The sequence below is a fragment of the Burkholderia sp. LA-2-3-30-S1-D2 genome, from assembly GCF_001523915.2.
GTDB classification, from domain to species: Bacteria; Pseudomonadota; Gammaproteobacteria; order Burkholderiales; family Burkholderiaceae; genus Burkholderia; species Burkholderia diffusa.
On sequence record NZ_CP013385.1, the window covers coordinates 409,186 to 422,720 of the forward strand.

Annotated in this window: 11 protein-coding genes and 1 pseudogene; 5 read left to right on the forward strand and 7 right to left on the reverse strand. The window is 64.4% G+C overall.

Features of this window, described 5'->3' with window-relative positions; translation table 11 throughout:
- Positions 1-12: 12 nt before the first annotated feature.
- The 5 genes from WS66_RS30915 to WS66_RS34560 all read right to left on the reverse strand — a co-directional run bounded on the left by WS66_RS30915 (position 13) and on the right by WS66_RS34560 (position 5,324).
- Positions 13-477: an acetone carboxylase subunit gamma gene (locus WS66_RS30915; RefSeq protein WP_059600874.1), complete on the reverse strand. Its 465-nt coding sequence runs from the start codon at positions 475-477 to the stop codon at positions 13-15.
- Entirely contained in the window at positions 477-2,474 is a 1,998-nt protein-coding gene (locus WS66_RS30920; protein ID WP_059600876.1) for a hydantoinase/oxoprolinase family protein, read from the reverse strand. Before WS66_RS30920 ends, WS66_RS30915 begins: the two co-directional genes overlap by 1 nt.
- A 252-nt stretch (positions 2,475-2,726) precedes the next feature.
- Positions 2,727-3,542, reverse strand: coding sequence for an SDR family oxidoreductase (locus WS66_RS30925; protein WP_059600878.1), 816 nt, complete (start codon positions 3,540-3,542; stop codon positions 2,727-2,729).
- Positions 3,543-3,576: 34 nt separating this feature from the next.
- A complete protein-coding gene (locus WS66_RS30930; protein ID WP_059600880.1) occupies positions 3,577-4,662 on the reverse strand; it encodes a porin in 1,086 nt (361 codons plus the stop codon).
- Between the two features lie 368 nt (positions 4,663-5,030).
- Positions 5,031-5,324, reverse strand: coding sequence for a hypothetical protein (locus tag WS66_RS34560; RefSeq protein WP_236873015.1), 294 nt, complete (start codon positions 5,322-5,324; stop codon positions 5,031-5,033).
- A 42-nt stretch (positions 5,325-5,366) separates the two neighbouring features.
- Here WS66_RS34560 and WS66_RS30940 point away from each other — a divergent pair, with 42 nt between their 5' ends.
- Together WS66_RS30940 and WS66_RS30945 are read left to right on the forward strand one after the other, a co-directional pair.
- Complete coding sequence (locus tag WS66_RS30940; RefSeq protein WP_236873016.1) at positions 5,367-5,618, forward strand: TetR/AcrR family transcriptional regulator; 252 nt, start codon at positions 5,367-5,369, stop codon at positions 5,616-5,618.
- Between the two features lie 752 nt (positions 5,619-6,370).
- On the forward strand, positions 6,371-7,924 hold the full coding sequence (locus tag WS66_RS30945; protein ID WP_059600887.1) for an MFS transporter: 1,554 nt from the start codon (positions 6,371-6,373) through the stop codon (positions 7,922-7,924).
- 119 nt (positions 7,925-8,043) lie between these two features.
- Here WS66_RS30945 and WS66_RS30950 read toward each other — a convergent pair.
- A pseudogene (locus WS66_RS30950) lies at positions 8,044-8,421 on the reverse strand (alpha/beta hydrolase); the annotation flags it as partial.
- A 423-nt stretch (positions 8,422-8,844) separates the two neighbouring features.
- Here WS66_RS30950 and WS66_RS30955 point away from each other — a divergent pair.
- The 3 genes from WS66_RS30955 to WS66_RS30965 all read left to right on the forward strand — a co-directional run bounded on the left by WS66_RS30955 (position 8,845) and on the right by WS66_RS30965 (position 12,626).
- Positions 8,845-9,114 carry a carboxymuconolactone decarboxylase family protein gene (locus WS66_RS30955; protein WP_082728908.1) on the forward strand — a complete coding sequence of 90 codons (270 nt, stop codon included), beginning with the start codon at positions 8,845-8,847 and terminating at the stop codon, positions 9,112-9,114.
- Positions 9,115-9,703: 589 nt separating this feature from the next.
- Positions 9,704-10,990 (forward strand): MFS transporter, encoded by a 1,287-nt coding sequence (locus WS66_RS30960; protein ID WP_059600889.1) that lies wholly within the window; start codon positions 9,704-9,706, stop codon positions 10,988-10,990.
- A gap of 13 nt (positions 10,991-11,003) precedes the next feature.
- The gene (locus WS66_RS30965) at positions 11,004-12,626 is read left to right on the forward strand and encodes a GMC family oxidoreductase (protein ID WP_059600891.1); all 1,623 of its coding nucleotides are present in this window, start codon (positions 11,004-11,006) and stop codon (positions 12,624-12,626) included.
- On the opposite strand, the gene WS66_RS30970 is transcribed toward WS66_RS30965, so the two are convergent.
- Positions 12,627-13,532: an alpha/beta hydrolase gene (locus WS66_RS30970; RefSeq protein ID WP_059600895.1), complete on the reverse strand. Its 906-nt coding sequence runs from the start codon at positions 13,530-13,532 to the stop codon at positions 12,627-12,629.
- Between the last annotated feature and the right edge of the window lie 3 nt (positions 13,533-13,535).

The following is a 13,535-nucleotide window of genomic DNA, read 5'->3' on the forward strand; positions in this document are numbered from 1 at the left end:
TCTCCCCGTGGCTCAAGTGGACGACGCGTCGGCGCCGGCACCGACTGCATGGCGATGATGGGCAGCCGCATGCAGCGCGCGCTGCAGCTTCACGCGTTCGAGTGCAAGGTCGGGCGCCTGCGCGGGCTCCGTCATCTCCTCGCGATCCCTCCATTGCAGCTTCAGCGCGTCGATGTCGAGATCAATGTCGTGCAGCGGCGGATGGCCGGGCGGCAGGTATTCGGCTTCAACGAGCACACCGCATTCCGGGCAGTAGTATTCGAGAATCCGGCACCAGTCCGGGTCCGGCGAGTACGTCCGTGCGTAGCGGTTCGGATCGAGCAACGGTTTGTGGATCTCGCGCGGATCGCGATCGTGGACGAGCAGTCCGCGCTTGTAGTTGTCGCGCGCGCTGCCGTGCGCATGACCGCAGCGCCGGCATTCCCATTGTTCCGTGCCGAGATCGATGCGCAGGGTTTCGGTAATCAGGACTTTCATTATTCGTTCTCCGTGCCGCTGCTGAGCAGGATATCTCCGGCGGAATTGATGTCGAAATGCCAGCCGGCGTCGATGCGCCCCGTGAAGAATGCTTCCTCAAGTACCGCCGGCCCGGCCTCGCGTACCGCGACGCCCTTCGGCTGATCCTCGACGCGGTACAGCGGCAGTTCGGCTTCGCGGCCATCGACCACGACGCGCCGCGTGCCGTGCGCAACGGCGGGCTGGTGGCCGGCCTCGTCGAAGCGGCCGTCCAGAGTCGCTTGCGGCATGCGCTTGATCGCGGTCAGCGACACGGACAGCGTCGCATCCGGCGCAAGCCCGGCCGGCAGCGTCGTGCCGGTCACCGCGTGCTCGCTACTCCGGCCGTCGGCACCCGTCGCTTCGACCGTATAGACCAACCGGCAGTCGTCGATGGCCGCGTCTTCACCGAACATCGCACGCGATGCCCGTGTGAACAGCGTGTCCATCGCGGCAGAAAGTGCGCTGTCGGTCGCTTCGGCAAGCGGCGCCGAGAAGCTGTGGCCGACATCCGAAAAGCTGATTCCGTACGCGGAAAACACCGCCGCCAGCTCCGGAATCAACACCCGCTTCACGCCGATCGCCTCCGCGACGCGGCATGCGACGAGCGCCCCCGCGCCGCCGAACGCGGCAAGCGTCGTGTCGGGCCGGATCGACGCATAGGCGGTGAGGCTGTCGGCGACTTTCTTCACCCACGCGGCTTCCATCGCGGCGAGCGCTTCGAGTTCGCCCATCTTCAGCGGTTCGGCCACGTGCGCATGAACCGCTTGGCGGGCACGCGCCTTGTCGAGCTGCAGCTTGCCGCCAAAGAACGACGCGGGATCGAGCAGGCCCGCCAGCGTGAATGCATCGGTGATCGTCGCCTGCGTGCCGCCGAGGCCGAAACAGGCCGGCCCCGGCGCGCTGCCGACGCTTTCCGGCCCCACCGCGATTCGTTCGCCCGCTACGCGGATGATCGTGCTGCCGCCGACGCCCGCACTGACCACGTCGCACAACGAGAACGACGTCGCGACGCCTTCGACGTTGCCGTGCCGGTCCGCGCGCACGCCGCGTTCGTCGACCACGCCGATGTCGGTCGTCGTTCCGCCGATGTCCATCGACAGCAGATGCGTCAACCCGTAGTGCCGGGCCAGCACACGTGCGCCTTCCATCCCGCCGCGCGGGCCGGAACTGTAGGTCTTCAGCGCGATCGTCTTCGCGACGCGCCCTGCATAGCCGTCGTTGCGGAACACGAGCAGCGGGCTCTGTGCACGCGCGTCGCGCAGCTTCTGTTCGGCGCTGTAGAGAAAGCGCTCCATCGCCGGATGCAGGAACGCGTTGAACAGTGCAGTCCACGTGCGGCGCACGTCGCTCGCATCGTCGGCAATTTCGTGTGCATACAGGATCGGTAGCGCGCCGAGCAGGTGCGGCGGAAAGCTGCGCAGTAGCTTGCGCTTCAGGCGCTGTTCGAGTTCGACGCGGCGCGGGCCGCCGATCGCCACCACGAGCCGGTTGGCCCCTGACGCCGCGAGTTCGCCGACCACCCGAACCACGTCGGCTTCGGGTGAATCGCCGGACAGCGTGACTGCGCGGCTGCCGATCACCGCGTCGAACAGGTTGGCAGCGCCGTCGGCGTCGCGCACCTGCGCGGCCGACAGCGTCCCCCCGACCACGAGCCCGAGCCGCGGCCCCTTGCGCTCGACGAGTGCGTTCGTCCCCTGGGTCGTCGAGTAGCGGATCGCGGCCGTCGACAACAGCAGCGCCTCCAGGTCTTCGTTGCCGTAGATCGCTACGGACGCCTTGCGCAGCCCGTCGAACAGGCATTGCGACAGGTCATGCGGCGTGGTCAGCGTCTTCGTGCGAATCACGTTGTCGCCGTCCATCACGCAGATGTCGGTCAGCGTGCCGCCATTGTCGATGTTGACCAGGCGATGTCGCACGGTCCGTGTGCCGGACGTGCTCGATGCCGCGTGCTGGATCGAATCGGTTGGGATTGTCATGAGCTCTCTCGCTTCGTGATCGGCCGGCTCAGGCGCGGCCCGGCTGCCGTGCCTGTGCAGCACGGCGCAGGTCGATGGGCGCGCACGGATCCGTCATGCAACGGTGCGGCGTCGGGAAAGGAAGGGAATGCACGTCGTCTCCTGTCTGGTTATGTTTGTCGTGGAATCAGTGTAGGCAGCGGCCTGCCGGCCGCTGCCACCCGTCCGGGTAGTTATCGGGTATGGATTGCCCGTATCGGTGGCATCCGCGCGTCAGCTACCGGCCGACGCGTTCGCGCCAGCCCGTTCGATCGCCGGCTTCACGCTGTCGATCGCGCCGCCGCCGTCACAAGGAATGACGGCGCCGGACACGTACGACGCGTACGGGGATGCGAGGAACAGCGCGAGGTTCGCAATGTCGTCGGTCGTACCGAACCGGCGCAGCGGCACGGCCGACTCGGCCAGCGCGAGTTCGTCGTCGGTGCGGGCGATCAGCTTCCGAAAGCCTTCCGTACCGTCGATCGGGCCCGGCGAGATCGCGTTGACGCGCACGCCGTCGGCGCCCCATTCCAGCGCGAGCACGCGGGTGAGCTGGTCGATGCCGGCTTTCGCCGCGGACGCGTGTGCCTGATGACGCATCGGCACCGTCGCCTGCGGTGCGGTGATGCTGATGATCGACGCGCCAGGCTTGCGCAGATGCGGATAGGCCTGCCGCATCACGTTGAACGAGCCGATCAGGTCGATATCGATGACCGTGCGGAAACCGTTCGCCGACATCGTGTTCGCGTCGCACAGGAAATTGCCCGCCGCGCCGGATATCAGCACGTCGATCGGGCCGAACTCACGCACCGCATCGCCGAGCGCGGCGCCCACCGCGTCGAAATCGCGGACATCGGCGCATGCGCCGTGCACCGACGCATGGGTCGTGCGCAGTGTCTTCACCGCGGCGTCGACGTTCTCGCGTTTGCGGCTCGCCACGCTGACAGCCGCGCCGCATCGCGCGAACGCTCGTGCGATGCCGAAGTTGATGCCGGTCGTACCGCCGAAGACGAACACGTGCTGTTGCTCGAAACCTATCTCGATCTGCATGCCACTCTCCTGTCGAAACCTGGGAACCCTGTCGTCAGAACAGATGGCGCATGCCGATCACGGTGCCGAACGTCGACCCGTTCGCGCCGTACAGCGCACCGTTCGTCGACAGCCCCGTGTTCATCTTGCCGTGGTTGTTCACATGGCCGAGCTGCCCGTACAGCAACGTCGCCTTCGACAGGCTGTAGGTGAGCCCTGCTGCGGCGAGGATCGAGTGATTGTTCGTGTCGTTGCCGTCGCTCGTGTACCAGACGCCGGCGTCGGCGCTCACGACCGGCGTGAACTGATAGGCGGCTCCGCCGCCGTAGACGCGGCTGTCGAACGAGCCCGCGATCTTGTAATTGACGTAGGCGGCTTTCACCGTGAGCGCGTCGTACTGATAGCTCGCGCCGAGCGTGCGCCCGGTAAACGGCACCGTGCTCGGCACCGGCGTCGCCGCGGCCGTGTCACCCGAGTTGCCGTTGTACATTGCGGCACTGACGAGCAACGGCCCGACCGTGTAATTGAGGCTCGCGGAATACCGGCGGCCCGCCTGGAAATCGCCGGCCTTGTCGCCGAGCGCAAGCATCGCGCTGCCCTGCAAGCCCGCCACCACCGGGCTCGTGTACGAAATCGCATTCGCGTTGAAGATCCCCGTCACGAGCACGCCGCCGACATAGATCGGCACGCCGCTGCCGAAGTACGACACGCTGCGTGCATCGGTGGCGATCAACGACAGCACGAACGGCGAGAACTGGACGCCGGCCTTCACCGTGCCGTAGTTGCTCTCGATCCCCACCCATGCCTGCCGGCCGAACAGATTGCCGTTCGAATCCGCATAACCGCCGTTCGACACGTCTATGCCGCTTTCGAGCGTGAAGAGCGCCTTCACGCCGCCGCCGAGATCCTCGGCGCCTTTCAGGCCGAACAACGATGGCGTCATCCCGCCGGTGACCATCGATACCTGATGCCCGGCATTCAGCCCGGTCTTCGGATCGATCGCCTTGGTCGTATAGAGGATGCCGGCGTCGACGACACCGTAGAGCGTGACACTGCTTTGCGCATGCGCGGGCAATCCGGCCGTGGCCAGAACCACACCGGCAACGGGCGCGAAACGTTTGCGGGGCGGGATGATCGTCATCGGGAATGTCTCCTGTTCTAGTCTCTGTTTGTTGGATACCAGTGCTTCGCTGTTGCGAATGCCCGCCAGACCGGACGCTCCGGCTTACCCGGCCCCGGTCGTTGCGCGGCAAGGTCCGACCGTCCGTGCGTATTGATCGACAGGATGGCCGTCGACGCACATGCGTCAATCGGAAGCAAAACGAAACAACTAACATCCTGCAGACCTGTTTTATGCGCGGGAGTCACGACCCGGCGGTGTCGCCGCCGTTCAGTCGCGTTGTTTCTGGAAAAGAAGTGTAGGTATGGGGGGGACGGGTGGCAGCTACCCATTCGGGTGGTTTGGGAGCATGGATTCCCCTGATCGGGGGATGGCGGGTTCAAGCGCGCTCAGCCACGGGGGCGAGCCGTCGCGAACGCCCGGCCCTCTGCGCGAGCGTGATGCCGATTGTCTTCGGGCGCGGCCCCCGACAGCAGGGTTTCGATCCCGCACATGATTGCCCCGAGCACGATGTCCCGGGCGACCATCACGTGGCCGACCTGCAGGCGCCCTGAATCGATCGCCGTTTGCAGGCCGCGCGTCGTACAGCGAGCGCTGGTTGACAAGAACGTCCATGTACCCGTGTCGAAGCCCGCGCGATAGCGCGGGTCGGAAAGCCGGCACGCGGACTGGCTCGCATCCAAAGCCCCCTGCACAGCGACAGCGATGCGCCGATGCCGCGCGGCATGCGATCGCGCCTGGCGACGCGATGCAAGCTCATCGAAGCAGCGCACACCCTGATGGCGGAAAAGGGCTTCGGCCTCTGCACGATCGAAGAGATCACGAGGCGGGCCGATGTCGGTTTCGGCTCCTTCTACAACCACTTCGAGTCGAAGGACGAGATTGCCAAGGCGGTATTCGCGCAGCGGGCATCGGAGATCGGCGTCATCACGGACGAAATCTCGGCGCGCGAGACGGATCCCGGACGTTGCGATTAGTCACGTCGAACCATCGCGAGATGGCCATGTCTGGCTGCGTGCCGTAGGGTACGCGGCCACGTCACCGTTGCAACGCACCCGGCCGTTAGGGGCAAGCCGTTCTGCGTCGGGACCTCCACCGCGCCGCCAACGAAGCATTTTCCGCTTCCGGACTTTTCGAAGTACGGAATGAATGCACGTTAACCCTTGATTTCGATCAGCGATGGCCAGCAATATCGCCCGGAATACAGTTCCTCGTAGACTGAACTGCGACGTCTGCGACCCCTTGACATGCGGTGCTCGCGTCTTCGTCGCGGCTCGGCAAGAATGCACTGGACGATCGATCAGCAGTTGATGAAACTTTGCGGCCACTATTTCAGCCACAGCTACTTCCGCCAAAGCGACGACGGCCACGATAACCGGAGGCCAACCGCTCAGCCATCGTGCCGGGCCGACTCGAGCCTCGTGCGTGTTGCGGTCTGTTACGTCCCGGTCATTGCTTCTGGAAGAAATGGCCTGCGCCGCGGAGCCGGGACAACTCGCTGCCGCGCGTGCAGCGTTCATGAAAATTGGCACCTGCACCTTCAACCGGCGGCGCCCTCAAGGATCGTTCCGTCTGCATTTCCAGCCCGGGTTTCTCATTCGACTCATTCCGGAGCCCAGGTGTTTCTTCACGTTCGTACCGGCGCCACGTTCAATGTGCGCGTCCTTGCTTCAGCCGGTTTTGCGCGCAAGCGACCGCGGCTGGCACGCATCGCCGAGGTGGCGGCGTCATGAAAATCACGCCCGCGCTCGCGCGCCTATTCACGCTCAGGCATTTACGCAGCGATCTACTGCCGTGGGCGATCGCGTTGGCTGTGGGCATCGACTACTTCGACAACACGATCTTTTCGTTCTTTACGAGCTATATCGCTGGTGGGATCAATGCATCGCCGGACGAACTGGTGTGGTCGTCGACGGCCTATGCAACTGCCTCCGTGCTCGGCATTGTGCAACAGCAGTGGCTGATCGAGCGCTTGGGCTTCCGGCGCTACCTGAGCGGCTGCCTGCTGATGTTCGCGGCTGGATCGCTGGCCGCGTCGCTCAGCGAATCGTCGCTCTCTCTCGCAATGGCGCGTGGCCTCCAGGGCTATTTCATCGGGCCGATGCTCGGCACCTGCCGCATCATGCTGCAAACCGGTTTCACGCCGCAGGACCGTGCGCCCGCCACGCGCGTCTTCCTGGTCATGATTTTGCTCGCGAGCGCGCTCGCGCCGATGGCAGGCGGTTGTCTCGTTGCATACTTCGACTGGCGCGCGCTGTTCATGTGCTCGACAATTGGCGGGGCAGCGCTTTCGGCGTTTGCATTCCTCGTGGTGCCGCACATCGGCAAACGCCCGGTCGAGCGCCGCAGTGGCACTCACCTGTGGCCCTATCTGCTGTTCGCCGTTGCGCTTGGGGCGCTGCAGATCGTCGCGCAGCAACTGCGCTTCGAAGTGTTCAGTACCACGCCCCTGATGCCGTTGGCCACCGTTGCGGGGCTGACCGCGATTGGGTGGTTCGCTTGGCACCAGTGGCACGATCCACGTCCCCTCGTTCGCCTGAATGCGCTACGCGAGGGGCCTTTCAGGCAAGGTATCGTGCTCTATGCCTTCTATTACTTCATCAGCAATGCGATTGGCTTTCTGATCTCACGGTTGCTGCAAAGCGGGTTGGGCTACCCGGTGGAAAATGCAGGCCGCATCGTCGGGCTCACTTCGCTCGCGGCGATTCCAATGGCGATCGCGTATTTCAAGTACTCGCGCCTCATCAAGCGCAAATGGCTGATCGTACCGGGCTTCATCATGGCGGCCACGATCGGCATCTGGATGCTTAACCTGTCTCCCGACGTCAGCATGGGCTGGCTGCTGCCGCCGCTGGTGTTGCGCGGCTTTCTCCTGATGTTCATTGCACTGCCCACAGCGAGCGCGGCGTTTCAGATTTTTTCGAACGACGAATTCACGCACGGTTACCGTTTCAAGAATATCGTCAAGCAGATGGCCTACTCGCTGTCGACCGCGACCTTCATTATCGCGGACCAGCATCGCACGGCCGTTCATCACACACGTCTCGTCGAATTCGCGAACCCGTACAACCCGGTGTTCCAGAACGCGCTCGAAACGATGACGCATGCGTTCGAGGCGCAGGGATTGGGCGAAGGAGCGGCGCGCAGCCTGTCGCTAGGGCAACTGGCGAGTATGGCTGCACACCGGGCCAGTTTCCTGAGCGTGCTGGACGGCTTCGAGATGATTGTGGTGCTCGCGCTCGTAGGTGGCGTCATCGCCCTGGTGCAGCAGCAGATCAGGTAATCGGGTGCAGATTGCCTATGCATGTGGCCTGTGCAATCCGCACGATACGCCTGGGAGCGCCGCGAGCGCCAATCAGGTTGGAGCGGCGTGTGATAGTCGGTCACCGGGTAGACCAGAACCTGCGCGCACAATGAAGGGCCGCCTTCGTCGCGGATCCGCAGCGCCATCACGGCAGCGAGGTTGCCGCCCGCGCTGTCACCGGCCACGACAATGCGCAACGCGTCGAGCGACAGCAGGTGGGCATGCTCCGCGATCCAGCACACGGCATTGAAGCAATCGTTGATCGCAGCGGGAAAGCGATGTTCGCGTGCAAGCCGGTAGTCGACCGCAATCACGGCCGCGTCGCTTCCTGCACATAGGTACCGGCACGCGTGATCGTGCGTATCGAGATTGCCGATCACGAAGCCGCCACCATGAAAGAACACGGTCACGCCGTCACTTCTTCTGTCCGCCGGCCAGTACAGGTGCGTCGCGAGCACGCGCCCTTCGAGCGGCATGTCGACGTCGACGGTCTCGCCCACGACCGTGCGCCGGTCGAGCGGCGGATACGCAAGCCCCTCACGGAGCGCCTCGACGGACAAGCTCTCCATCGGCAGCGCGGATTCAACGCTTTTCAGCATCGCGGCAATGGCGGGATCCAGCGCCACACTCGTTACTCCGCGACGCTCGAACCGGTGACAGGGCCCGCGATCGTCGGGAGCGATCCGGGCAATCCACGCGAGCCGATTTTCAACGTACGGAATGCTCGAACGAAATGGATTTGCGCGCGACAGGTCGGCCCTTATGCTGCTATCGGGGCCAATCTTCGGCGCCGAATATCAGGTAGACGACCATCATGAGCGATCCCGTCGCACTCAAGGCCCGGTTCGAACGACTTCACGACTTCTGGAACGGCGCCTTCGATGTCAGTCTGAACGAGGATTCCCGCATTCGCCCACGGATATACGGCCTTTTCGTCGGCTCCGTGGCGGACCGGAGCATTGTCGCCCGTCGTCAAGGAGCTGTTGTACGTGGCAATCGACGTATCGACGACGCACCTGGTCGAACCGGGCGTCCGCATTCATATGCGCAACGCGCTTTGCTTCGGTGCGACGCCGGCACAAGTGCTGCGGGTCGCGCAAATCGTCAGCTGTGTCGGGATGCAGAGCTTTCTGCTCGACGCACCGCATTTGAGATCGGCGACGACCTGACGGCACATCCATGGCCGCATGAGCGGCCGCTTCCTGCTTCGGCGCGCGCCTCGCTCCATACTCATTCGACACATCGTGAGATTTTCGCTAAAACCCTTGCTCCAGTTTTTGCATGGGCACGTACGCAGGACCCGCAATGCCGACGCCCGACGCGCTGCTTCCATGTGTCGTTTCATTGCCGGTATATACGTGCCGAATTCGATCCTGTCGAATCGCGGCTTCATGAAAGCTCAATTGGTTCGCCGCCGGCATGCTCTTACGCTGCCCATGATTGGTTGCAGCCGCGGTGAACACGGTACGCGCGCATCGGCACGAAACCGCAGCAGCGTTGAACCGCATGGCAGACATCGCCGTCATCGGTCGGCCATCCCCGTGGCAGGCACGCGGCGCCGGCCATCACCGTCACGGCGTGCACGTGCATGCCCATTCCGACGTTCGAGCCTGACCCGACTCGACGCATTAGAAAAGTCCGGGACGTTTCCGGAATAGATCCCTCCGGCATTCATTGCGTGGTGATGAGGATCGCCATGGTTTGGAATCCGGAAGGATTCGTCTAGCAATACATTTATAACAAAGGTATGGAGACAACATGAATCAAGCAACGCCGCCGGTCCGCAGCACTCTATTCGTCGTCCTTTTATGCTTCCTGACGATCGTGGCGGACGGCTACGATCTCATCGTCTACGGCGCGACCGTTCCGCATCTGTTGGCGGAGCCCGGCTGGCATCTGACGCCTGCCGCCGCCGGCATGATCGGCAGCTGGACGCTGGTCGGGCTGATGGTCGGCCTCGCGGTGGCCGGCCCGCTGACCGATCGTATCGGCCGACGTCGTCTGCTCATGGTGGGCGTGCTGTGGTTCTCCGTTGGGTCGTTCGTCTGTTCGTTCGCGACCTCCCCCACGTTCCTGGGCGCGGCCCGCTTCATCACCGGAATCGGCATGGGCGGCGTGGTGCCGTCCGCCGTAGCGCTGTCGGTGGAGTACGCGCCCAAAGGCCGCCGCCAGTTCTATAACGCGCTCACGCTGACCGGCTACTCTGTAGGCGGCATCGTCAGCGCGCTGCTTGCCATCGTGCTGCTTCACGAGCACGGCTGGCGCACGTTGTACGCGCTCGGCGCGCTCTATGCGCTGATCCTGCCGGTCATGTATTTCCTGCTTCCCGAGTCGGTGGATTTCCTCGTCAATCGCGGCCGTATGGGCGAGGCGCGCGCGCTCGCGGCCCGCTATTCGCTCGATCTCGAGCAGATCCTGCTCGACAAGGATGCCCAACACGTATCGCAAGGCACTGCTCGGACGGCCGGCGGCTATCGGCTGGTATTGTCACGCCAGTTCCGCACCACAGCGCTGCTGCTCGCGTTCATGACGTTCTGCGTGCAACTGATCATTTATGGGCTCAATGCGTGGCTGCCGCAGTTGATGCGAGCGGCCGGCTATCCGCTCGGCTCGTCGCTGCAGTTTCTGATGGTGATGCAGTTCGGGGCGGTCGTCGGCATGCTTGGCGGCGCGTGGCTGGCCGATCGCGTCGGCACGCGACGCGTCATGTTTGCGTTTCTCGTGCTTGGCGGCTTGTCGCTGATCGTGCTGAGCCAGAAGCTCGATTCCACGTGGCTGATGCTCGCCGTATTCGGCGCGGGGCTCAGCTCGATCGGCACCAGCAGTCTGATCTACGGGTATATCGCCGCACACTTCCCGACTTCATGCCGCGGGTCCGCCTTGGGCGGCGCACAGGCCGTCGGGCGTTTCGGCTCGATCCTCGGGCCGATGATCGGTGGCTGGATCGTCGGCGCCAATCTCGGCCTGCACTGGAATTTCTACGCGTTTGCGATCCCCGCGATCGTTGCGGCGACAGTCGTGCCGCTGATCCCGAAATCGGCATGAGGCGCGCGGCTCTATGGAAACATACGACTACATCGTAGTAGGAGCAGGCTCGTCGGGCTGCGTGGTGGCGAGCCGCCTGTCCGAGGACCCCGCGGTGCGCGTGCTGCTCGTCGAAGCCGGCTCGGACATGAAAAGCTTCTGGGTGCGCATACCTGCCGGTGCGGGCAAGCTGTTCATGGACAAACGGTTCAACTGGGCGTTCGATACCGAGCCCGTGCAGACGCTCGGCGGCCGCACCGTGTACTGGCCGCGCGGTAAAGGCCTCGGCGGCAGCAGCGCAATCAACGGCATGATCTACATGCGCGGCCAGCCGAGCGATTTCGACCATTGGGCAGCGCTGGGCATCGATGGATGGAGCTGGGCCGACGTGCTGCCGTTTTTCATCCGGTCGGAAACGAACCAGCGCGGCGCGAGCGACCATCATGGAGGACACGGCCCGCTGCACGTGAGCGACACGGCCATCTCGCACCCGAGCGCCGACGATTTCATCGCCGCGGCGGAGAAGTCCGGCATTCACCGCAGCGCGGACCTGAACGCGCCGCCGTACGAAGGGGTCGCCTATCGGCAATACACGATCCGCAACGGGCGCCGCCATTCGTCCTATGACGCGTTCATCGAACCTGTGCGTCATCGTCGCAACTTGACCGTGCGCACGGGTGTGCGCGTGATGCGCGTCGTTCTCGAAGCCGGACATGCCACCGGCATCGAAGTGCTGGATCGCGGCGTGCGGCGGCAAATCGCTGCCGCGCGCGAAGTGATCCTGTCGAGCGGCGCACTTGCTTCGCCGCAATTGCTGATGCTATCCGGTATCGGCGACGCCGCGGCCCTGCATCGCCACGGGATCGCCGTGGCGATCGACTCGCCCGGTGTGGGGCGCAACCTGCAGGATCATTGGTTCGGCTCGCTTGCATGGCATGTCACGCCGGACAGCTCGTATAACCACCGGCTGCGCGGGCTACGCAAGTATCTGGAAGGCGTGCGATATGTGCTGACTCGCCGCGGATATCTCGCGCTCGGCGCGGCACCTGTGACGGCTTATGCGCGCAGCGAGCCGGGGCGACCGGAAGCCGACCTGCAACTGACGGTGAGCCCGATGACGTTCAAATTCTCTGCGTCCGGCGAGCCGGTCGTCGACGATTTCCCGGCCATCGGTGCGGCGGTCGTCCTGCTGACGCCCGATTCGCGCGGCCATATGGAACTGAAGTCGCCGGACCCTTTGGATGCGCCTGCATTTCATCCGAATTACCTGAGCGATCCCGGCGACATCCGGCGCTCGATCGCGGGTTTGCGGCTGATGCGGCGCATCGCGAACACTGCCCCGCTCGCGTCGCGGATCATCGAGGAGCGCGTACCGGGAGCGTCCGTCGCGACGGACGAACAGTGGCTCGCCCATCTCAAGACCTGCGGCAACAGCGGCTGGCACCAGGTCGGCACCTGCCGGATGGGTGTCGATGCGCAGGCCGTTGTCGATCCGCGGCTGCGCGTGCGCGGCGTCGCGCGGTTGCGCGTCGCCGACGCGTCGATCATGCCGAAGATCGTCGCCGGCAATACCAATGCGGCCTGCATCATGATCGGCGAAAAGGCCGCGGATCTGATCCGCGCGGACGCGACACCGGCCCGTGCGGTACCCGCGTGATTACAGGTGCTTGCCGAAGAACGGCGCCAGAATCGACACCGCTTCGCGCATCTGCTCCGGCGTGTCGTAAAGCGACATGTGCGTGCCGCCCCGGATCACGTGAAGGTGCTTGTCGATGCTGGCCGCTTTTTCGAGGAGGTCCTGGCTGTGCCACAGCGAGCCAGCTTCGCTGCCGGCGACCAATTGGAGCGGTTGCGTCAGCAGCACGTCGGCCAATGCGAAGGCGTCGTAGGTCACGAGTTGCGGCAGGCTGCTCGTCGTGAACTGGCTCGGCGTGTTCGGGTGCCGCGCACGCGACGTACGGTAGTAGTCGTACGCTTCGCGCATGTCGCGATCCTCGACGCCATCGAGGCTCGTCGGCGAGAACGGGATATAGGCGACCGGCTCGCCGGCGGCTTCGCGAGTGCGCGCTGCGGCGCCGAGTTCGAGCAATGCGATCGATTTCTCCGGCGCCTCGTTGCCATGCCAGCCGACGCGGAACATGCTGCCGATATTGACTGCGCTGACAGCGCCCACCGCCTTGATACGCCGGTCGGTCATCGTCGCGTGGATCGCATAGCCGCCGCCTGCGCATACCCCGAGCGCCCCGATTCTGTCGCGATCGACGAAGTCTTGCGTCGCCAGAAAATCGACCGCGCTGCGCACGTCGTTGACGCGCGCATAGGGATCCTCGAGAAACCGCGGCGTCCCGCCGCTCTCTCCCTGGCACGACGCGTCGAACGCGAGTGTGACGAACCCTTCACGCGCGAGTTGCTCCGCATAACGGCCGGCGGTTTGCTCCTTGACGCCGCCGCCCGGGTGAACGCATACAATGGCCGCGTACTTGCGCGACGCATCGAAGCCTTCAGGGAAATAGAGGTTCCCCGCCATTTCGAGCGAGCCGTTGATGAATTTGACTGATTTCATGGA